The following is a 19,021-nucleotide window of genomic DNA, read 5'->3' on the forward strand; positions in this document are numbered from 1 at the left end:
GGCAGGATCAGATCACATAGGCTTTCAGCGGCTCGAAGCCATTGAAGGCGACGGCCGAGTAGGTCGTCGTGTAGGCGCCGGTGCCCTCGATCAGAACCTCGTCGCCGATCGTCAGCGAGATCGGCAGCGGGTACATGTTCTTCTCGTAGAGCACGTCGGCCGAGTCGCAGGTCGGGCCGGCAATGACGCAGGGCTCCATCTCGTCGCCATCGCGCGCCGTGCGGATCGGGTAGCGGATCGCCTCGTCCATCGTCTCGGCGAGACCGCCGAACTTGCCGATATCGAGGAACACCCAGCGGTGGCTGTCGTTGTCCGATTTCTTCGAGACGAGAACGACTTCCGCCTTGATCACGCCGGCATTGCCGACCATGCCGCGGCCCGGTTCGATGATTGTCTCCGGAATGTTATTGCCGAAGTGCTTCTTCAGCGCACCGAAGATCGCCTGGCCATAGGCTTCGGCCGACGGAACGTCCTTCAGGTACTTCGTCGGGAAGCCGCCGCCCATGTTGACCATCTTGAGCTCGATGCCCTGCTTGGCAAGCTGGCCGAAGACGCGCTTGGCATCGGCGAGCGCCGCATCCCAGGCGTCGAGCTTCGTCATCTGCGAACCGACATGGAACGACACGCCGTAGGAGACGAGGCCGAGCTGATGGGCATAGACGAGCACGTCGACGGCCATCTGCGGCACGCAGCCGAACTTGCGCGACAGCGGCCATTCGGCGCCTTCGCCATCGGTGAGGACGCGGCAGAATACACGGGCGCCCGGAGCGGCGCGCGCCACCTTCTCGACCTCTTCATGGCTGTCGACCGCGAAGAGGTTGATGCCCAGCGCATGGGCGCGGGCAATGTCGCGCTCCTTCTTGATGGTATTGCCATAAGAGATGCGGCTCGGGGTCGCACCGGCATCGAGCGCCATTTCGATTTCGGCGACGGACGCGCAATCGAAATTGGAGCCGAGACCGGCGAGAAGGCGCAGAACTTCCGGCGCCGGGTTGGCCTTCACGGCGTAGTAGATCGCGCTGTCGGGCAGCGCATGACGGAAGGCCTTGAAATTGTCGCGCACGATGTCGAGGTCGACAACGAGGCAGGGGCCTTCGGGTCGTCGGGTGTTGAGGAAGTCGATGATGCGTGCGGTGGTCATGGCTTTATTCCCCGATCCATTAGACTCCACAACTGTGGAGGACAAAGGGCATACGCGCGCTTGCACTGGACCCAGCCGGTGGAGACCCCGGAACCATGCATGCGCTCGGTGCGCGAAACGATGAATCCAAGCCCGCAAAGGCTAAGATTCGGCTTTGTCTGCCATGGATTGGAGGGAATAACCCAACCGCACTTCCGGCAATGAAGGTGTGCCTCTTCAGTAACCCCGGCTGTTGGAGAGCCGGCAGACACCAGAAAGGCCCGCACCGTCGTTGCTTCAAGATGTCCTCGCATTTCCCGGTTGGCCGGAATAGCGACTGGAGGGGTTAGTTCCAGGTACCTTACCGATACCCTCACCTAATCGAGGGTCGGCGGACACCCACAGGCACGTGCGACTTTGGGCAAGGGCGTAGGTAAGAAAAATCACTGTCGTAATCAAGAGTTTTTTCCGCTTCGCCCCTAAATTTTTCTGGACCCGACCATGGCGTGAGTGTTCACTTTCAATGAACATCGCGGCGAGGCCGGTGCGCGCGGCAGAGACGCCCAAAAAAGGACTCCGGAGGGAGATGTTCGGCTCCCGCAGGGTGAAAAGAGAAAGTCGAATCATGGACACTTTAACCCGCATCCGCGCCTTCATCGATGTCGTGGACGCGGAAGGTTTTTCGGCCGCCGCCCGTCGTATCGGCAAATCCAAGGCGCTGTTGTCAAAATATGTCCGCGAACTCGAAGACGAGCTCGGCGCGCTCCTCCTCAACCGCACGACGCGGCAGTTCTCGCTGACCGAGGCCGGCCATACCTATTACCGCACGGCATCCGAAATCCTGAAGGAGATCGACAATCTCGCCGATCTCGTGCGTGCCAACAATTCCGACCTGCGCGGCCGGCTCCGAATCACCGTGCCGCGGACCTTCGTCGATGCGGAGATCGGCCAGTCGCTGATCGATTTCGGCAAGCAGCATCCGGAACTGTCGTTGGAGATAGTCTCGGACGACCGCTTCGTCGACCTCGTCGAGGAAGGCTTCGATGTGGCGATCCGCATCACGCGGCTTGAGGATTCGACGCTGATCGCCCGCAAGCTCGACGACTTCCAGTTGCTGGTCTGCGCCTCGCCGCATTTCCTGGCGAAGGCCGGTCCGTTTGCGCACCCGACCGACCTTGCGCATGTTCCATGCATTCTCGACACCAATGGCCGCTCCTATTCCAACTGGCGTTTCATCGAGCCCGACGGTTCGCCCTTCACCGTGTCGGTGAGCGGGCCGATCGAGGTCAACAGCCCGCTTGCCGCGGCGCGCGCTGCGGTCACCGGCATCGGGATCGCGGTCCTGCCCGACTTCATCGCCCGGCCGAAGATCCTGTCGGGCGAGTTGGTGACGCTCTTTGAGGAGTTTCTCCCCAAGGACCGCGGCATCTACGCGATCTATCCGCACCGGCGCTATCTGCCGACTAAGGTTCGCACCTTCGTCGATTTCCTGCACGGCTGGTTCCGCAAGTCGCAATGAACGCGGCGAGACATGGGAGCGCGCCCGGCATTTTGCCTGCACAAGTCCCAATTTCGTCCCATTTACGGTACATTCGAGGGGCGATTCGCCCGGTCCCTCGACCGAAAAGGATTTCTAATTCCCATGAACACACAACGCCTCGTCCTGGCCGGCCTTGCGACCCTGCTGGCGCCCGGGCTCGCCGCCGCCCATCCGCACATCTTCGCCGAGGCGCGGCTGGAGATCGTCTCCGACGACAAGGGAAATATTGGCGAGCTGCGCAACGTCTGGCGGTTCGACGAGCTGTTTTCGGCAAGCGTCGTGCTCGACTTCGACAAGAACTCCAACGCCACGCTCGACCCGGACGAGCTGAAGGAGGTCGGCCAGACCGTGCTCGAGTCGCTTTCCGAGTACAACTACTACACGACGATTTCCGACAACGGAAAATCGGTAAAAGTGAGCCGGCCCGACAGCATCGCGGTCGACTACAAGGACAACCAGCTGCTGATGATGTTCGCGGTCAAGCCGGCCGAGGCGATGCCGCTCAAGGGCAAGCTCTCCTTCGGCGTCTACGACCCGACCATGTACACGGCGATGGACTTCCCGACCGACGACGATCTCACCGTAATCGGCGAGAAGATCGAGGCCTGCCAGCATCAGGTGGTGCGGCCGGATCCGGACGAGGTGCTGGCCGAGAACAAGGACACGCTCACCGACGCGTTCTGGAGCGACCCGACCGGTACCGACATGTCGAAGCTCTTCGCAACGAGGATCGAGGTCACATGCTGAACCCGCGCAGGATCGCCGGTCCGCTCGTCGCCGGCCTTCTGTTGACAGCCCTTTCGGCGACGCTCGCCATGGCGCAATCGCCGCTCGGCATCGGCTCCGCAGAGCCTTCGATCCAGACCACCGGCGTCCTCGGCGGGTTTTTCGCCTGGGTCAACATGGAGCAACAGAACTTCTATCGGCTGCTGACCGGCGCGCTCAAGGGCATGCGCGAGAACCCCTGGCAGCTCTGGTCGCTGATCGGCCTCTCCTTCGCCTATGGCGTCTTCCATGCGGCCGGGCCGGGCCACGGCAAGGCGGTGATTTCCTCCTACATGATCGCCAATGAGACGGAACTGAAGCGCGGCGTGCTGCTGTCCTTCCTTTCCTCGATCCTGCAGGGCGTCGTGGCGATCCTGCTGATCGGCGCCGTCTATCTCGTGCTGCGCGGCTCCTCCATCAACATGACTCGCGCAACCCACGCGCTCGAGGTCGCAAGCTATGCGCTGATCGCCGCCTTCGGCGGCTGGCTCGTCTTCCGCAAGCTGCGGTCGATGACGCGGCCGGCGATGGCCGTTGCTGACGGGCATGCCCATCACGACCATGGCCACGACGGCCATGATCACCCACATCGCCATCTCCACCATGATCACGGCCACGCGCATGGCCATGGCGAGGTCTGCACGACCTGCGGTCACGCCCATGCACCCGACCCACAAATGCTCAAGGGCGATCGTTTTGCGCTTAGCGAAGCCTGGTCGGCGATCGTCGCGGTGGGCCTGCGCCCCTGCTCCGGTGCCCTGATCGTGCTCTCTTTCGCGCTTTTGAACGGGCTCTATCTGGGCGGCGTTCTTTCGGTCTTCGCTATGTCGATCGGCACCGCGATCACCGTCTCGATCCTGGCGACGCTCGCCGTCACCGCCAAGGGATTTGCGCTGCGCTATGCCTCAAGCCAATCGGCTGCGGCACGCATCTCGAACGGCATCGAAATCGCCGGCGCGCTGCTGGTGCTGGTGCTTGGGCTGGTTCTGTTGGGTGCCGCGCTGCAGGGCTGAGGCGCACTCAGGCTATAGGCCGTGCCGCCGCTGATGGCGGGCGCGCAGCCAGAAGATCAGGAAGAAGCCGAGCACGAAGAGGGCGCCGACGCCGGCGGCGAGCCAGGGCGAGATGTCGCCGAGCCGCACCATGATCGACGGCAGCACGAAGAAGCCGATGCCGACGACCGCCAGGATGATCGCTGCCGCGATCGCCGCCGACCTTTCCTTTTTCTCGGGCGTGCTCACGCTCGCTCCTTTGTCGCGAGTTCCGCGCGGATATCCTCGAGACGCCGCTTCTGGCGCCCTTCGCGATCGAAATTGTCGGGAGAAAGCCAGTCCTCGAATGCGGCCTTGAGGAGAGGCCATTCGCGGTCGATCATCGAGAACCACGCCGTGTCGCGGTTGGCGTGTTTGGAAATCATGTGCTGTCGGAAAATGCCTTCAAAGGTGAAACCGAGTCGCAGGGCCGCGGCGCGGCTCGGCTGGTTTTCGCTGTGGCATTTCCACTCATAGCGACGATAGCCGAGATCCTCGAAGACGTGCCTCGCCATCAGGTAATGCGCTTCCGTCGAGAGCGGCGAACGCGCCATCGCCGGCCCGTGCGCCACACCGCCAACCTCGACGACGCCATTGGCCGGGTCGGCGCGCATGTAGTTCGCCATCCCGACGACACGGCCGGTCGCCTTGTCGCGGAACACTTCGGTGATCCAGCCGGAATTCGCCTGAACGGCCGAGAGCCAGTCGTCGAAAGCCTCGATTCCCGAAAAATCGTCCTGCGTGAAGTATTTGAGCAGCGGGTTGATCGCCGGGCCGCCGAAGGCATCGTGCCAGAGTGGCTCGAGATGCGTCGCCCGGTCGTAGGGCTCCAGCCGGACATATCGACCCTCGATCAATACCGGCTGCGGCGCCGGGCATCCGTTCCAATTGGCAAGATCGCGCATCGACCACTCCCGCGTTCCACTTGCTTTTGGCAATAGGACAGACACCGCCGCGTTTCAAATTCAAACTCGTGATCGAACCATGAGCGGAACGGATGCGCTCCGCTCATTGCGCTGCATCTCAGACAGAAACCTTGGCCGCCGAAACCGTCGCCTCGATGTGGTCGACAAGCGCGTCAGGCAGGCCCAGCCGGCCGGAGAGAAGATCGAGATAGCCGCGCTCCGCCCGGCCATCCGGCTCGATCGCAAGCCGTGATGCTGTATAGATCTCGACCCGTTCTTCTTCCGTCTTGCCGGCAGCGACGATGGCGTCGAGGTCGATCGGATTGGCGAGCTCGGCTTCGAGGAAAGCCGCAGCATCCGCCGAGAGACCCGAAACGGAGAGTTTGTCCATGATCCGGCGACGCTCGGTCTCGTCGATATGGCCATCTGCCCGGGCGGCGGCGATCATGGCGCGAACGAGCACCAGCGCGAAGTCATCGCTGAGCGCCTCCGGTGCTGCGAAGCCAGAATCTGCCGGCGGCGCGGGGAGTTCCATGGGTGCACGCGACGCTGGTTGCGGCGCCTGCCCGGCCTGATAGTTCTTGTATGCCTGGTAGCCGAGGCCAGCGATCGCCGCCAGCCCGCCGAGAACAGCCGCATTGCCGGCCAGATTGCGTCCTGATTTCGTGCCGAGCAGCACGGCCGCGATCGCTCCGGACGCCAGGGGATTGCCCTTGGCGAGTTGTGTCACCTGGTCGGCGCGGCCGCGAACCGTGCCGCCGGCGCCGGGCACCTGGGAACCCAAGAACTGATCCAGCAATTTCTTCGCGTCGAACATCGGTCTCGCTCCTTAAGTTTGACGCGCGGAAGCGGCTGCCTCTCTGCGTCGTCGTTGGCGGAGTGAGACATAGGAACCGCGAGGCGAAAATACAAATACGCACCGGACCCCAAAAAGCCGGACGTGAGCCCAGCTTGCTTGATGGATAACCCTGCGTGTCGCCCGGTCAGCCTTTCAGCGCAAAGGCCTCGGCGGCGAGCTTGGTGATGCCGGCCCAGTCGCCGCCAGCAACCAGTTCCTTCGGCGCCACCCAGGAGCCACCGACGCAGACGACGTTCGGCAGCGAAAGATAGTCGCGCGCATTGGAAAGCGAAATGCCGCCGGTCGGGCAGAACAAGGTGCCGGCGAGCGGCGAGGACAGCGATTTCAGATAGGCGGCGCCGCCGGCCTGCTCGGCCGGGAAAAACTTCATGACGTCGTAGCCTTCCTCGCGAAGCCCCATCACCTCGCTCGCCGTAGCCGCCCCCGGCAGCAGCGGCACCGCGTGGTCATTGGCGACATCAATCAACTCCTGCGTCGTACCGGGGCTAACGATGAACTGCGAGCCCGCCTCCACGGCCTGTTCGAACTGCGCGGCGTTGAGGATGGTGCCCGCACCGGCAACCGCGCCTTCGACTTCGTTGGCCACGGCGCGGATCGCCTCCAGCGCCGCCGGAGTGCGCAGCGTGATCTCGATCGCCTTCAGGCCTCCGGCGACCAAGGCGCGTGCGAGCGGGACTGCAGTTGCTGCGTCGTCGATCACCAGCACCGGCACCACCGGTTGCAGCTTGAGGATGGAAAGAAGCTTGTCGGTCTTCGCGCTCATGCCCGCCGTCCTTTTAAAACGATTGAATCTGCACCCGCATACTCCGCCCGCCTGTCATTGTCGAGACCGAAAGGCCCTGCGCCGTCCGCGCCCTACAAAAGAAGGCGATCAAATATCATCTGCAACAAGAGATGGCTTGAGCCTAACCCGCAATGCGATAGTTTGATGACGGTCGACCTCTCGAATGGCAGGACATTCCATGGCGAAGGAGATAGAGCGCAAGTTCCTGGTTGCTTCCGACGACTGGAGGGGGCGCGCCGACGGTGGCATCAGGCTACGCCAAGCCTATATCGTCACCATGGATGATCGTTCGGTGCGCGTGCGAATCCATGGAAACAAATGGGCCCGCCTTACAGTCAAGATCGGCAAATCGGCCCTCGTGCGGAACGAGTATGAATACGACCTGCCCATGGACGACGCTCGCGAGTTGCTGACCCAGGCCGTCGGCATCGTCATCGAGAAGCGTCGCTATCGCGTGCCGCACAAGGGCTTCACCTGGGAGGTCGATGTTTATGAGGGAGCGCTCGAAGGCCTGGTCGTCGCCGAGGTCGAGATGAAGAAGGAGACGGACCTGCCCGCCCTTCCCGCATGGCTGGGCCGCGAGATCACCGGCGACCGCCGCTATTCCAACCAGGCGCTGGCCACCGAAGGACTGCTGGTCGCGTAACCATGACCTGCGCCTTCAGTCCGGGCCGCCTTCACCGGGGACTTTCGCGCCGTCGACACCGAGCAGCTCGAGCGCGCGGTGGCGGTGCTCAAGGATCAGCCGGCGGGCGTGCACGAAGCCATCCACGATGGGCGCAAGAGCTTCAAGCGCCCGCGCTCGCTCTACCGACTCATCGCCTGCGATGCTCCACTCTTTCAGAAGCAGGAAAACGCCCGCATCCGAGATGTGGCGCGCAATCTCTCGACCGTTCGCAACGCCGCCTGCGAAACGAGCACCGAGGCCAAGCTCTTGCGCGAGTTGCGCAAGCGCGCCCAGGACTACAGGATGAATCTGGGGCTTTTGCGAGAGACATGGCCCTCGGCGATGCAAGCGAAAAGGGCGGAGACCAAGGAACTGGTCGACGTGCTCGGCCATTTGAACGACCTCGCCACGATGACGTCCCTCATCAACGAAGAGCCGGAGCTCGCTGGCGACAGCCACAACCAGGCCCATCTCCTTTCCGCCGCCATCACCCGGCAAGAGGATCTGAGACTGGAAGCCCTGCAGCGGGCAGCGGCGGTCTTCCTCGACGACCCGGGCGAGAGCCGCATGATCGAACTGCTGTGGCTCGAGGCCGGGCGGTAAGGGGTGGGCCTTTCGGGTCCGATTCGCCGCAATTGCGCCTGGCCTGTGAAAGCTGTATTTGCGTGTCCTATGACCGACATGTTCACGACACCGCGCCCGGAGGCGCAGGGCCAGTTCCTGGTGGCCGCGCTCTATCATTTCGTTTCCTTTCCGCGCTTCGCCGACTTCCGCGAACCGCTGCAGGCGATCTGCGACGCCAACGAAGTGAAGGGTACGCTGCTTCTCGCGCATGAAGGGATCAACGGCACGATCGCCGGCACCGACGCGGGCATTGCCGCAGTGCTTGCCTATCTGCGCGCCCAGCCGGAATTCGCCCGCCTCGAGCACAAGGAAAGCCGGGCCACGGCCATGCCCTTCCTGCGCATGAAGGTGCGGCTGAAAAAGGAGATCGTCACCATGGGCGTCGAGACCATCGACCCCAACAAGGTGGTCGGTACCTATGTCGAGCCTAAGGAATGGAACGCGCTGATCGCCGATCCGGAAACGCTGGTCATCGACACGCGCAACGACTACGAGACGGCGATCGGCCTCTTCCGCGGCGCTGTCGATCCGAAGACCAAGACCTTCCGCGAGTTTCCCGACTGGGTCCGCAACCATACCGGCCTGCACAACAAGCCGAAGATCGCCATGTATTGCACCGGCGGTATCCGCTGCGAGAAGGCAACCGCCTTCATGAAGGAACAGGGCTTCGACGAGGTCTACCACCTCAAAGGCGGCATCCTGAAATATCTCGAGGAAGTCCCGGCGGAGGAGAGCCTTTGGGACGGCGCCTGCTTCGTTTTCGACGAGCGTGTCTCCGTCACCCATGGCCTCGCGGAAGGCGAGCACACGCTCTGCCATGCCTGCCGCCAGCCCCTGACGCCAGAGGACCTCCTGTCACCGCTTCACGAGGAAGGCGTCGCCTGCGTTCACTGTCACGAAGTCCGCACCGACGAGGACCGCGAGCGCTACCGGGAGCGGCAGCGGCAGATCGCATTGGCGAAGAAGCGCGGCGCGCGGCATCTCGGCAGCTGAAAGCCACGATCGCAAGAGTCAAATTTCGATCGTCGCTGCTTCGTTTCGGGCGTCGATCGCAAGTGACCCGGCCCCGGTGATCGTCGTCCAATCCGCCTCGCTGGCGAGGACCACCGGGCAGGCCCTTCCATAGAGCTCGGCCGCGACCATCGCCCCGACGGTGACGATCGCGTCGCGCGCCAGCAGCACGATACCCGCCGGACCGGTTCCGCGCCGAAGCGCTTCCGCCAGCACCGAACTCCCGGAGCTCGAGCCGCGCCCTGCCCGCATCACCAGGATACGGCCGCTCATCACTTCGTTCTTCTCCGGATGCCACTGGTCGATGATCCGGCCGGTTGCCGAGTCGAGGCCGCCCCAGAAGCTCAAGGGTTCCGTGAGCACCAGCGTTTCTGCCTCCGCCGAGCCTGCGACCAGCGTCATTGCCTGGAATTTCACTGTCACAGCCGCACCACCTTTCCGGCCCGGGCCGATGCGACACAGTCCGCTAGCGATCCGAAGGCCACCTCGACGCCGATATTGCCCGGCGCGTAATAGGCCCATTTGCCGGAATTGGTCATGACGGCGCCGGACACGTCGCGCATCACCGCGGTCACGTAGGTGCAGGTATCGATGACAAGCGTTACACCGGCTGCCCTCAGGCGCTCCTCCCAGCCGCGTCTTTGCAACTCCTCGAGCACCGCCCGATGGGTGTTGACATAGACGTCGATCACCGGCCGCGCACCGTCGATCAGCCGCATCAGCCGTTCGAACTCGGAGAGCGAGAAATGCGGTGTGCCCAGGCTGACTGCGGTCAGTGGCGTTCCGTCCGGGACCGTCGAGAGGTTATGCGCGGTTTCTCGGAGGTCCGCCGCGGTAAGCCGGATCACCTCTTCCGGCGCTCTGCCCTGGAAAGCCGCGTCGGTGGTCGGCGCCTCCGGCGTCAGCCCGACGGCATGGAAAAGCGCAACCGCACCCGCGGAAGCGGCGACGGCACCGAGCGCCTTCAGATCGTCCTCGTTCGTCGAGGCCGGCAGACCGGTGATCGCCGGCACCCGGTCGCCGCAGCGCCTGCCGATCGTGTGACCGACGGCAACGCAGGAAAGCCCCGCTTCCTCCCACTCCTCGGGCAGGCTCTCGACCTTGACGAGCACCCGGGCGCGGCGGTTCTCGCCTATATGCAGGCCGTAACAGGGCGCGCGGCCCGTCAGGGCGCAGCAGAGATCGATAAAATCGCCATAGCGGTTGGTGCGGGCGCCGAGCACGGAATTGGCAAAGACGATGGCGTTCGATTCGGCCCAGGCGATCTGGGCGCCGAAACGCGGCCGGAAGATCGTCTGATAGGGCGCGCAGGTGAAGGTCGGCACGCAGCCGAGCTCCTCATGCGCCTTCATCAGCCGCGCTCCGGCTCGGCCGACCTCGTCGCTGCCGGCAAAGAGCTCCGGATGGATGAGATCGACGGAGCCGACGTTCAGCGTCGTCGGCACGCGAACACGGCCGCCGAGATGGACCAGATGCTCGATGAAGTCGAGGCTCACCTGGCCAAGATAGAGGCAGCCGTCGATATGAGCTGCTTCGATATCGATAAAACGTTCCGCGCCGACAGCCTCTGCGAAGCGGACGAGCAGCCGCATGGCGAAGGCGGCGGCCTCGCCGTGCTCGCCGGACAGAAGCGATTTATCAGAGAATGAAAGCGCAATGGACATGCGGCCGATTAAAGACTGCTCAAGGTGCAAGTCAATTCGCCGTTTCCCCTTTACCCCGGGAGAGTCTCACATTCGTCGAGCTGAATGGCGCTCCGGTCCCAGTGCGGGCGACTGCGGGTGAAGACCGCATTGGTGGGCTCAAACAGCGACATATCGTCGAGGGTGCCGGCATAGACCGTCCAACGGTCGTGACCGGACGAGAAGATCTGGCTGCCGCAGGTGGGGCAGAAGTAGCGGATCGTGACATTGCCGTTTTCGGCGAGCTTCTCGTAAGCGCGGAGCTCGCCCGTGACATCGACGTCGGCACGCGAGAAGATCATGTAGCAGCAATGACCGGTCCCGGTTGCCCTCTGGCAGTCTCGGCAATGACAGAAACCGGAATAAAGCGGCCTGCCTTTCGTCTCATAGCGCACCGCGCCGCACAGGCATGTACCTTTCATCACGCTCTCCCCCTCCAAAGCCAAGGAACCTAGCGCGGAATTCCTGGCAATCAAACAAAACCGCGCACCAGCTCGTGGTGCGCGGTTTCCTACGGCGGAAATTCACCAGCCGGCGATGACCGAGCCCTTGAACGTGTCGTTGATAAACGCCTTCACCGTGTCGTTGTGATAGGACTCGACCAACGTCTTGACCCAGGGCGCGTCCTTTTCCTTGCCGCTGACAGCGATGATGTTGACGTAAGGCGCCTTCTCGCCTTCGCGGGCGATCGGGTCCTTGGAGGGGTCGAGCCCGGCTTCAAGTGCGTAGTTGGTATTGATGACGGCAGCGTCGACATCGTCTAGCGAGCGCGGCAGCTGCGCGGCATCGAGTTCGGCGAAGGTCAGGTTCTTCGGATTGTCGACGACGTCGGCCGGACCGACCTTGAGGCCAGCGCCTTCCTTGAGCTTGATCAGGCCCTTGTCGACGAGGATCAGCAGCGCGCGGCCGCCATTGGTCGGGTCGTTCGGGATCGCGACCGTCGCGCCGTCGGCGAGCTCGTCAAGGCTCTTCACCTTCTTCGAATAGACACCCATCGGGAAGTTCACGGTATAGGCGACGCTGACGATATCGAAGCCGCGGTCGGCCACCTGGTTGTCGAGATAGGGCTTGTGCTGGAAGGAATTGGCGTTGAGCTCGCCATCGGCGAGCGCCTGGTTCGGCACCACGTAATCGGAGAATTCGAGGATCTCGATATCGAGATTCTTGGTGGCCGCCACTTCCTTGACCTTTTCCATGATCTGGGCGTGCGGCCCTGGCGTCACCCCGACCTTGATGGTTTCTGCGCGGGCCGCTCCGGCCGTAAAGGCAAGGGCGAGCGAGGCTGCGAGGAGGATGGTCTTCATGTGAGGCTCCTTGGGTGTGGGAGGGCAGGAAAGGTCAGGTCTTGCGGCTGCGCTTGTCGAAGCGGCGCGCCAGGCGGTCGCCGGCGCTCTGCACGAGCTGCACGAGGACGATCAGCACGACGACGACGATCAGCATGACGTCCGGCATGAAGCGCTGATAGCCGTAGCGGATGCCGAGGTCGCCGAGCCCGCCACCGCCGACCGCGCCCACCATCGCCGAATAGCCGATCAAGCTGACGATGGTCATGGTGAGCGCCAGCGTCAACGCCGGCCGCGCTTCGGCAAGCAGCACCTTGAAGACGATCTGCACCGGGGTGGCGCCCATGGCGCGGGCCGCCTCGATCAGCCCCTTGTCGACGTCGCGGATCGCCGCCTCGACGAGACGCGCGAAAAACGGAATGGTCGCGATCGTCAGGGGCACGATCGCCGCCTTCGTGCCGATCGAGGTTCCGGTGACCAGCCGCGTGAACGGGATGATTGCCACCACGAGAATGATGAAGGGCGTCGAGCGCGTCGCATTGACGATAAGGCCGACGGCACGGTTGACGTTCGGCGCCGGGAACAGCTCGCCCTTGCCGCTGGTTGCAAGGAAGATGCCGATCGGCAGGCCGATCAGCGCGCCGATGAAGCCGGCGATCGCCACCATCCGCAGCGTGTCGAGCGTGGCCTTGCCGATGAGCAGCAGAAGATCAGGCGACATAGCCGAGCACCTCCGTGACCAGTCCGTTCTCGGCGAAGAAACGATCCGCCTTCCCCAAGTTTTCCGGATCCGCCCCATAGGCGACGACCAGCGAGCCGTAGGGCTTGCCGCCGATCTCGTCGATCGTGCCGGCGATGATGTTGACCTCGGCGCCGATCGACTGGATGAGTTGCGAGATCAGCGGCCGCTCGGCGGCCGCGCCGAAGAAGGTAAGACGCACGACGATACGATCGCCGGGGGCGGCGGCAGGTTTCAATCCTCTGGCGATTGCCTCTGGCAGCTTCGACCCCGGCAGACCGGAAAGAAGGGCCCTAGTCGTCTCGTGCCTCGGATGGGTGAAGACGTCGAAGGTGCGGCCGCGTTCGACGATTTCGCCCTTGTCGATCACCGCCACGTCGGAGGTGACGGCCTTCACCACTTCCATCTCATGGGTGATGAGCAGCACCGTCAGCCCGAGCTCCGCATTGATCCGCTTCAGAAGCTCGAGGATCGACTGGGTCGTTTCCGGATCGAGCGCCGATGTCGCTTCGTCCGAGAGCAGCAGCTTCGGCTCGGTCGCCAGCGCCCGGGCAATGCCGATGCGCTGCTTCTGGCCGCCGGAAAGCTCGGCCGGATAGCGGGTGTGCTTGTCCGCGAGCCCGACAAGGTCGAGAAGCGGCAGCACCCGCGCCTCGATCGCATGCCGATCGATGCCGGCGATTTCCAGCGGCAAAGCGACGTTGCCGAAGACGGTGCGCGACGAAAGCAGGTTGAAGTGCTGGAAGATCATTCCGACAGAACGGCGAAGATCGCGCAGGCCCGCTTCGTCGAGTGGGCCGACGTCGACCCCATCGACGAACACCTTGCCGCCCGAAGGCTTTTCGAGGCCGTTGACCAGCCGGATCAGCGTGGATTTTCCGGCGCCGGAGCGGCCGATGATGCCGGTGATCGAGCCGCGGCCGACCGTCAGGCTGACATTGTCGAGAGCAGTGAAGGCCGCGCTCTCGCCGGATCCGGCGAAGCGCTTGGAGACGGCGTCGAAGACCACGGCGGCGTCGTCCGTCGCAATCGTGGATGTAGGGATGGTCATTGTCCGGTCGCCCCCGAAAGAGGGATCACAGCGATAGAAGGATACATGATGCTCTCGGATGTTCGAAACTCTGGTCCCTGCCACTCTGCCGGGACGGGGTGCGTGTATGGTCAGTCGGACATTCGACAACGCATTCGAAACGGGGAGCAGTTCTCATTCATCAGCAAGCCGGTGCGTTCAACTTGGTTGCCAGGTGGCTACCGTGCGATATAGCCGTTTATGGCGCCAGGGCGAGCCTTTTCACAGATATGGCTTTCCAGAAACCGCCGGCTCGACACAAAAAACATGCTCTTTTGCGGCGGCGGCTTAGGCCGCAGCGCCTGCGACAATCGAGTCGGCGAACGTCCGAAGGCATCGTGACAAAAGCCCGTTGGCGCACGCTGCGCCCAGGATCTCTTCTCGGTCGACTTCGCCCTTGCCGAGCAACGGAACCCGAAGGAAGGCTTCCGTCACGAGATGCAAGGACATGGTGTTCAGCACCTCGGTCAATTGCTCGAGAACGTGGTCGCCGCGATGAGACGCGTGGGCAAGCATGACCGGCTTGAACGGGACCTCATCTCGCGACACCAGCCAGTCCAGCGCGTTCTTCAAGCCGCCCGGGATGCCGTGCGCATACTCGGGGCAGGCGATGATCAGTCCGTCGGCAGCGGCGATTTTCGCAGCAAAGGAGCGGACAGTTGCCGGCGTCGCCTCGCCTTCCCGATCGGGATTGAAGATCGGCAGGTCGCCGATCACGTCGCAGATCTCGATCGCAACGCCTGTTGGCGCCGAGAGGCGCAAAGCCTCAAGCAAAGGCCCGGTTCGATGACGATCGCCTCTGGCTGCCGCAAAGCGCGTAGAAGTGGAGGGGTTTTCTCTCCATGGTCAGACCGGCTTATGGTTGCCCTTCGGAAACTGTTCCGCCACTTCCTTGTACCAGTGACCGCTCTTCTTGATCGTGCGGACCTGCGTCTGATAGTCCACGTGGACGATGCCGAAGCGCATGCGATAGCCTTCCGCCCATTCGAAATTGTCCATCAGGCTCCAGGCGAAATAGCCGCGCATGGGATAGCCCTTGGCGATCAGGTCGGCGGTGACCGACAGGTGGTCGGCGATATAGTCGAGCCGCGGCTGGTCGTCGACGACGCCCTTCTCGATGCCCATGTTGTAGCAGGCGCCGTTTTCGGTGATGTAGCAATCCGGGAGCTTGTAGCGGGCGTTGAGGGTCTCCACCAGCGCCCCGAGCGCCGGCGCATAGACCTCCCAGCCAATGTCGGTCTTCACCTCGCTGACCGGTTTCGCATTGGTCGTCGCCGGATACTCGGCGCCCGCTACCGGATCGTGCGAAACGCGCATCGGCGTATAATAGTTGAGGCCCCACCAGTCGAGCGGCTGGGCGATCGTCGCCATGTCGCCATCCTCGATCAGCGGCATCCGGCCCCCGAGTGCTGCGAGGAAGCCCTCGGGATACTCGCCCCTGAAGATCGGCCCGAAGAAGACGCCGTTATGGAAGTCGAAGGCGCGCTCGGCCGCTGCCTTGTCCTCGGCGCTGTCGCTGCCGGGATAGACCGGATGGGCATTGATGACGATGCCGACCGGCAGGTCCGCCCGTTCTGAGCGGATGGCCGCGACGCCCAGACCATGGGCGAGATTGGTGAAATGGAGTGCCGCGAGCGCCGCGTCCATGTTGCGTTCGCCCGGCGCGTGGATGCCGTAGAGATGGCTAAGCCACACCGAGCACCAGGGCTCGTTGAAGGTCGCCACTGCATCGAGCCGGTCGCCGAGGCGGGCGATCACCGTCTTCGCGTAGCGCTGATAGGCATAGGCGGTCGTCCGCGCCGTCCAGCCGCCGTCGCCCATCAGCGCCAGCGGCAGGTCCCAGTGATAGAGCGTCGCGAAAGCCTTGATACCGCGGGCTTTCAAGCCGTCGACAAGGCGATCGTAGAAGTCGAGCCCCTTCTCGTTGATCGGCCCGGTGCCTTCCGGAATGATGCGCGGCCAGGCGATCGAGAAGCGGTAGGCCTCGACGCCAAGGCTCTGGATGAGATCGAGATCCTGCTCCATTCGATTGTAGTGGTCGCAGGCGACATCGCCGTTGTGGCCCTCGAAGACGCGGCCGGGCATATTGGAGAAGGCGTCCCAGATGGAGGGCTTGCGCCCGTCCGCCTTGCTAGCGCCCTCGATCTGGAAGGAGGCGGTGGCCACGCCGAAGATAAAGTCGCCGGGAAAACGCTTGGCAAGTTTCTTGGCTTCTATCATCGTTCTCTCCCGTCATCATCTGCTGAGTGGCGCGCCTGAAGCCGCCGCCACGTCGTTCATTGTGTGACCGTGGCCTAAAGGTGCGACGGCAAATGTCAACCCGGGAAACGGGCGCGCTTGCATCGCCCTTTTCCCGGGTTGCGCTTCAGACCTTGATCCAGGCGCCGTTGCGCTGCGACGAGCGCACGCAGGCATCGACGAAGATCATGCCCTTCATGCCATCGTCTATCGTCGGATATGTGACAGCCGGAGCCACCGTCTCCCCGATTCTTTTAGCGAAGATCGCCCGCGCCGCTTCCGCATAGATATTGGCGAAGCCTTCGAGATAGCCTTCCGGATGGCCCGATGGAACGCGCGAAACGCGCGCCGCTGCCGGCGAGGCGCCGGCGCCGGCCCGCGTCAGCAGGCGTTTCGGCTCGCCGAAGGGCGTGTGCCAGAGGTAGTTCGGATCCTTCTGGACCCATTCCAGACCGCCCTTGGTGCCGTAGACCCGCACCATAAGCCCGTTTTCGTGCCCCGGCGCCACCTGGCTGCACCAGAGCATGCCCTTCGCCCGCGCGCCGTCCTTCTCCTTGAAGCGCAGCAGCACATGGGCATTGTCGTCGAGCTGGCGGCCGGCGACGAAACTGTCGAGATCGGCCGAGAGTTCGTCGAGCTCGAGCCCGGAAACGAAACAGCCGAGATTGTAGGCATGCGTGCCGATATCGCCGGTCGAGCCACCGGCGCCGGAGCGGGCCGGATCGGTCCGCCAGGCCGCCTGCTTCTGGCCGGACTGCTCGATATTTTCGGTCAACCAGTCCTGCGGATATTCCATCTGCACCAGACGGACGGTGCCGATCTCGCCATTAGCGATCATCTCGCGCGCCTGGCGCACCATCGGATAGCCGGTGTAATTATGCGTCAGCACGAAGAGCGCATCGCTTTCCTCCGCCGCCTTCTGGAGTTTCTTCGCGTCGGCAAGCGTCGAGGTCAGCGGCTTGTCGCAGATCACGTGAATGCCGCGCTTCAGGAACTCCTTCGCCGCCGCGTAATGAACGTGGTTCGGCGTGACGATCGCCACCGCTTCGATGCCGTTCTTCAGCTTCGCCTCTCGGATCGCCATTTCCTTGTAATCCGAATAGACGCGCGACGAGTCGAGCCCGAGCTCGCGTCCCGAGGCCTGCGCCTTCTCTGCTGTCGACGACAGAGCGCCGGCGACCAGCTCGTATTGATCGTCAAGCCTCGCGGCGATCCGGTGCACGGCGCCGATAAAGGCGCCGGAACCGCCGCCCACCATGCCGAGCCGGATCCGCTTCTGCCGAGTTTCCGTACTGCTTCCCTCGATAGCCATGCCGTTCTCTCCTGATCAGATTTGGTGCTGGGGGTTAAACCCCCTCTGCCCTGCCGGGCATCCTCCCCCACGAAGGGGAGAAATTTACGGCGCCGTCGCGGCGACGCCCTCCCCCGTTGGTGGGGAGGGGTTGTGGAGGGTCTTTTTGGGAACGACTGGGAAGTCGCTTTCCGCTCAAAGCCCCAACATCCGCCTGTTCGCAGCCTCGTCGGTGCCGCTGTCGGCGAAATCGTCGAAAGCCTTTTCGGTGACGCGGATGATATGCGCCTGGACGAACTCCGCCCCTTCGCGCGCGCCGTCTTCCGGATGTTTCAGGCAGCACTCCCACTCGACCACCGCCCAGCCGGCGAAATCGTTCGCCGCCATCTTCGAGAAGACCGCGCCGAAATCGACCTGGCCGTCGCCGAGCGAGCGGAAGCGGCCTGCCCGGTTCACCCAGCCCTGGTAGCCGCCATAGACGCCCTGCCGGCCGGTCGGGTTGAACTCCGCATCCTTGACGTGGAACATCCGGATGCGGTCCCTGTAGATGTCGATATTGTCGAGATAGTCGAGGCACTGCAGCACGTAGTGCGACGGATCGTAGAGCATGCAGGCACGGGCATGGTTGCCGGTGCGCTCCAGGAACATCTCGTAGGTGATGCCGTCGTGCAAGTCCTCGCCCGGGTGGATCTCGTAGCAGACATCGACGCCGCAATCCTCCGCATGATCGAGGATCGGTTTCCACCGCCGGGCAAGCTCGTCAAAGGCGGTCTCCACCAGGCCCGCGGGACGCTGCGGCCAGGGATAGACGAAGGGCCAGGCGAGCGCGCCGGAGAAGCTTGCCATCGCATCGAGGCCGAGATTCTTCGACGCCGTCAGCGCCAGCTTCACCTGTTCCACTGCCCATTGCTGGCGCGCCTTCGGATTGCCACGCACCTCCGGTGCGGCAAAGCCGTCGAACGCCTCATCATAGGCGGGATGCACGGCCACCAACTGGCCCTGCAGATGCGTCGAAAGCTCGGTGATCTCGACGCCGTTGTCACGCGCCTTGCCGGCGATCTCGTCGCAATAGGTCCTCGATTCCGCCGCCTTCCTCAGGTCGAACAGCCGGCCGTCCCAGCTCGGGACCTGCACACCCTTGTAGCCGCAATCCGCCGCCCATTTGGTGATGGAGTCCCAGGAGTTAAACGGCGCCGCATCGCCGGCGAATTGCGCAAGAAAGAGCCCCGGTCCTTTGATCGTCTTCATGCAAATTTCCTCCCTGGTGAATCACTGTCTAAGAAACCGGCACGCCGGTCGACTGATGATCTTTAACCGCCTCGCTCCGCAAACTTCGTGATAACTCATATACCTGCAACGTTGCAGGAGCGAGAAGCTAGCAGATTCTCCGCAAGGGGCAATCCGCTTCTGCCC

20 protein-coding genes and 1 pseudogene are annotated in these 19,021 nt (G+C 63.4%); 6 read left to right on the forward strand and 15 right to left on the reverse strand.

The features are described from left to right. Nucleotides 1-7 precede the first annotated feature (7 nt). Entirely contained in the window at nucleotides 8-1,141 is a 1,134-nt protein-coding gene (odc2, locus tag USDA257_RS26050; protein ID WP_014765978.1) for an ornithine/lysine decarboxylase, read from the reverse strand. 604 nt (nucleotides 1,142-1,745) lie between these two features. On the opposite strand from odc2, the gene USDA257_RS26055 reads away from it, so the two are divergent. The 3 genes from USDA257_RS26055 to USDA257_RS26065 all read left to right on the forward strand — a co-directional run bounded on the left by USDA257_RS26055 (nucleotide 1,746) and on the right by USDA257_RS26065 (nucleotide 4,438). Then, the gene (locus USDA257_RS26055; RefSeq protein WP_041414677.1) at nucleotides 1,746-2,639 is read left to right on the forward strand and encodes a LysR family transcriptional regulator; all 894 of its coding nucleotides are present in this window, start codon (nucleotides 1,746-1,748) and stop codon (nucleotides 2,637-2,639) included. Nucleotides 2,640-2,762: 123 nt separating this feature from the next. After that, nucleotides 2,763-3,407: a DUF1007 family protein gene (locus tag USDA257_RS26060; RefSeq protein WP_014765980.1), complete on the forward strand. Its 645-nt coding sequence runs from the start codon at nucleotides 2,763-2,765 to the stop codon at nucleotides 3,405-3,407. Beyond that, nucleotides 3,401-4,438, forward strand: coding sequence for a nickel/cobalt transporter (locus USDA257_RS26065; RefSeq protein WP_014765981.1), 1,038 nt, complete (start codon nucleotides 3,401-3,403; stop codon nucleotides 4,436-4,438). The genes USDA257_RS26060 and USDA257_RS26065 overlap by 7 nt, the downstream gene beginning before the upstream one ends. Before the next feature lie 12 nt (nucleotides 4,439-4,450). Here USDA257_RS26065 and USDA257_RS26070 read toward each other — a convergent pair whose 3' ends face one another. The 4 genes from USDA257_RS26070 to USDA257_RS26085 form a co-directional block, all read right to left on the reverse strand. After that, nucleotides 4,451-4,666 carry a hypothetical protein gene (locus USDA257_RS26070; protein WP_014765982.1) on the reverse strand — a complete coding sequence of 72 codons (216 nt, stop codon included), beginning with the start codon at nucleotides 4,664-4,666 and terminating at the stop codon, nucleotides 4,451-4,453. Beyond that, nucleotides 4,663-5,361 carry a GNAT family N-acetyltransferase gene (locus USDA257_RS26075; protein WP_014765983.1) on the reverse strand — a complete coding sequence of 233 codons (699 nt, stop codon included), beginning with the start codon at nucleotides 5,359-5,361 and terminating at the stop codon, nucleotides 4,663-4,665. The genes USDA257_RS26070 and USDA257_RS26075 overlap by 4 nt, the downstream gene beginning before the upstream one ends. A gap of 118 nt (nucleotides 5,362-5,479) precedes the next feature. Then, nucleotides 5,480-6,178 carry a tellurite resistance TerB family protein gene (locus tag USDA257_RS26080; RefSeq protein WP_014765984.1) on the reverse strand — a complete coding sequence of 233 codons (699 nt, stop codon included), beginning with the start codon at nucleotides 6,176-6,178 and terminating at the stop codon, nucleotides 5,480-5,482. 166 nt (nucleotides 6,179-6,344) lie between these two features. Then, nucleotides 6,345-6,983 (reverse strand): 2-dehydro-3-deoxy-phosphogluconate aldolase, encoded by a 639-nt coding sequence (locus tag USDA257_RS26085; RefSeq protein WP_014765985.1) that lies wholly within the window; start codon nucleotides 6,981-6,983, stop codon nucleotides 6,345-6,347. Between the two features lie 199 nt (nucleotides 6,984-7,182). Between USDA257_RS26085 and USDA257_RS26090 the strand changes: the two genes are divergently transcribed. The 3 genes and pseudogenes from USDA257_RS26090 (at nucleotide 7,183) to trhO (ending at nucleotide 9,288) form a co-directional block, all read left to right on the forward strand. Beyond that, nucleotides 7,183-7,650: a CYTH domain-containing protein gene (locus tag USDA257_RS26090; RefSeq protein ID WP_014765986.1), complete on the forward strand. Its 468-nt coding sequence runs from the start codon at nucleotides 7,183-7,185 to the stop codon at nucleotides 7,648-7,650. Nucleotides 7,651-7,652: 2 nt separating this feature from the next. Continuing rightward, nucleotides 7,653-8,274 (forward strand): annotated as a pseudogene (locus USDA257_RS26095) (CHAD domain-containing protein). Nucleotides 8,275-8,343: 69 nt separating this feature from the next. Continuing rightward, nucleotides 8,344-9,288: an oxygen-dependent tRNA uridine(34) hydroxylase TrhO gene (gene trhO / locus USDA257_RS26100; RefSeq protein WP_014765988.1), complete on the forward strand. Its 945-nt coding sequence runs from the start codon at nucleotides 8,344-8,346 to the stop codon at nucleotides 9,286-9,288. Between the two features lie 18 nt (nucleotides 9,289-9,306). Here trhO and USDA257_RS26105 read toward each other — a convergent pair whose 3' ends face one another. The 10 genes from USDA257_RS26105 to USDA257_RS26150 all read right to left on the reverse strand — a co-directional run bounded on the left by USDA257_RS26105 (nucleotide 9,307) and on the right by USDA257_RS26150 (nucleotide 18,856). Next, nucleotides 9,307-9,729 (reverse strand): aconitase X swivel domain-containing protein, encoded by a 423-nt coding sequence (locus USDA257_RS26105; RefSeq protein WP_041414678.1) that lies wholly within the window; start codon nucleotides 9,727-9,729, stop codon nucleotides 9,307-9,309. Beyond that, on the reverse strand, nucleotides 9,726-10,970 hold the full coding sequence (locus USDA257_RS26110; protein ID WP_014765990.1) for an aconitase X: 1,245 nt from the start codon (nucleotides 10,968-10,970) through the stop codon (nucleotides 9,726-9,728). The genes USDA257_RS26105 and USDA257_RS26110 overlap by 4 nt, the downstream gene beginning before the upstream one ends. Nucleotides 10,971-11,020: 50 nt before the next feature. Beyond that, nucleotides 11,021-11,410, reverse strand: coding sequence for a GFA family protein (locus USDA257_RS26115; RefSeq protein WP_014765991.1), 390 nt, complete (start codon nucleotides 11,408-11,410; stop codon nucleotides 11,021-11,023). 102 nt (nucleotides 11,411-11,512) lie between these two features. After that, nucleotides 11,513-12,292, reverse strand: coding sequence for a MetQ/NlpA family ABC transporter substrate-binding protein (locus tag USDA257_RS26120; RefSeq protein WP_014765992.1), 780 nt, complete (start codon nucleotides 12,290-12,292; stop codon nucleotides 11,513-11,515). Nucleotides 12,293-12,326: 34 nt separating this feature from the next. Next, complete coding sequence (locus tag USDA257_RS26125; RefSeq protein ID WP_014765993.1) at nucleotides 12,327-12,992, reverse strand: methionine ABC transporter permease; 666 nt, start codon at nucleotides 12,990-12,992, stop codon at nucleotides 12,327-12,329. After that, nucleotides 12,982-14,061 (reverse strand): methionine ABC transporter ATP-binding protein, encoded by a 1,080-nt coding sequence (locus tag USDA257_RS26130; RefSeq protein WP_014765994.1) that lies wholly within the window; start codon nucleotides 14,059-14,061, stop codon nucleotides 12,982-12,984. The genes USDA257_RS26125 and USDA257_RS26130 overlap by 11 nt, the downstream gene beginning before the upstream one ends. Before the next feature lie 306 nt (nucleotides 14,062-14,367). Further along, complete coding sequence (locus USDA257_RS26135) at nucleotides 14,368-14,853, reverse strand: NADPH-dependent FMN reductase (RefSeq protein ID WP_014765996.1); 486 nt, start codon at nucleotides 14,851-14,853, stop codon at nucleotides 14,368-14,370. Nucleotides 14,854-14,925: 72 nt separating this feature from the next. Continuing rightward, a complete protein-coding gene (locus tag USDA257_RS26140) occupies nucleotides 14,926-16,299 on the reverse strand; it encodes a GH1 family beta-glucosidase (RefSeq protein ID WP_014765997.1) in 1,374 nt (457 codons plus the stop codon). A gap of 145 nt (nucleotides 16,300-16,444) precedes the next feature. Next, nucleotides 16,445-17,629 carry a Gfo/Idh/MocA family protein gene (locus USDA257_RS26145; RefSeq protein ID WP_014765998.1) on the reverse strand — a complete coding sequence of 395 codons (1,185 nt, stop codon included), beginning with the start codon at nucleotides 17,627-17,629 and terminating at the stop codon, nucleotides 16,445-16,447. 174 nt (nucleotides 17,630-17,803) lie between these two features. Further along, nucleotides 17,804-18,856 (reverse strand): sugar phosphate isomerase/epimerase family protein, encoded by a 1,053-nt coding sequence (locus tag USDA257_RS26150; protein ID WP_014765999.1) that lies wholly within the window; start codon nucleotides 18,854-18,856, stop codon nucleotides 17,804-17,806. Nucleotides 18,857-19,021 lie beyond the last annotated feature (165 nt).

Origin of the sequence: Sinorhizobium fredii USDA 257, from assembly GCF_000265205.3 — a bacterium.
Taxonomy (GTDB): Bacteria; Pseudomonadota; Alphaproteobacteria; order Rhizobiales; family Rhizobiaceae; genus Sinorhizobium; species Sinorhizobium fredii_B.

Bases quoted from the DNA above. Each gene is read 5' to 3' on its own strand.
- odc2 (WP_014765978.1), bottom strand. From the start codon at position 1,141: ATGACCACCGCACGCATCATCGACTTCCTCAACACCCGACGACCCGAA.
- USDA257_RS26055 (WP_041414677.1), top strand. From the start codon at position 1,746: ATGGACACTTTAACCCGCATCCGCGCCTTCATCGATGTCGTGGACGCG.
- USDA257_RS26060 (WP_014765980.1), top strand. From the start codon at position 2,763: ATGAACACACAACGCCTCGTCCTGGCCGGCCTTGCGACCCTGCTGGCG.
- USDA257_RS26065 (WP_014765981.1), top strand. From the start codon at position 3,401: ATGCTGAACCCGCGCAGGATCGCCGGTCCGCTCGTCGCCGGCCTTCTG.
- USDA257_RS26075 (WP_014765983.1), bottom strand. From the start codon at position 5,361: ATGCGCGATCTTGCCAATTGGAACGGATGCCCGGCGCCGCAGCCGGTA.
- USDA257_RS26080 (WP_014765984.1), bottom strand. From the start codon at position 6,178: ATGTTCGACGCGAAGAAATTGCTGGATCAGTTCTTGGGTTCCCAGGTG.
- USDA257_RS26085 (WP_014765985.1), bottom strand. From the start codon at position 6,983: ATGAGCGCGAAGACCGACAAGCTTCTTTCCATCCTCAAGCTGCAACCG.
- USDA257_RS26090 (WP_014765986.1), top strand. From the start codon at position 7,183: ATGGCGAAGGAGATAGAGCGCAAGTTCCTGGTTGCTTCCGACGACTGG.
- trhO (WP_014765988.1), top strand. From the start codon at position 8,344: ATGACCGACATGTTCACGACACCGCGCCCGGAGGCGCAGGGCCAGTTC.
- USDA257_RS26110 (WP_014765990.1), bottom strand. From the start codon at position 10,970: ATGTCCATTGCGCTTTCATTCTCTGATAAATCGCTTCTGTCCGGCGAG.
- USDA257_RS26115 (WP_014765991.1), bottom strand. From the start codon at position 11,410: ATGAAAGGTACATGCCTGTGCGGCGCGGTGCGCTATGAGACGAAAGGC.
- USDA257_RS26120 (WP_014765992.1), bottom strand. From the start codon at position 12,292: ATGAAGACCATCCTCCTCGCAGCCTCGCTCGCCCTTGCCTTTACGGCC.
- USDA257_RS26125 (WP_014765993.1), bottom strand. From the start codon at position 12,992: ATGTCGCCTGATCTTCTGCTGCTCATCGGCAAGGCCACGCTCGACACG.
- USDA257_RS26130 (WP_014765994.1), bottom strand. From the start codon at position 14,061: ATGACCATCCCTACATCCACGATTGCGACGGACGACGCCGCCGTGGTC.
- USDA257_RS26140 (WP_014765997.1), bottom strand. From the start codon at position 16,299: ATGATAGAAGCCAAGAAACTTGCCAAGCGTTTTCCCGGCGACTTTATC.
- USDA257_RS26145 (WP_014765998.1), bottom strand. From the start codon at position 17,629: ATGGCTATCGAGGGAAGCAGTACGGAAACTCGGCAGAAGCGGATCCGG.
- USDA257_RS26150 (WP_014765999.1), bottom strand. From the start codon at position 18,856: ATGAAGACGATCAAAGGACCGGGGCTCTTTCTTGCGCAATTCGCCGGC.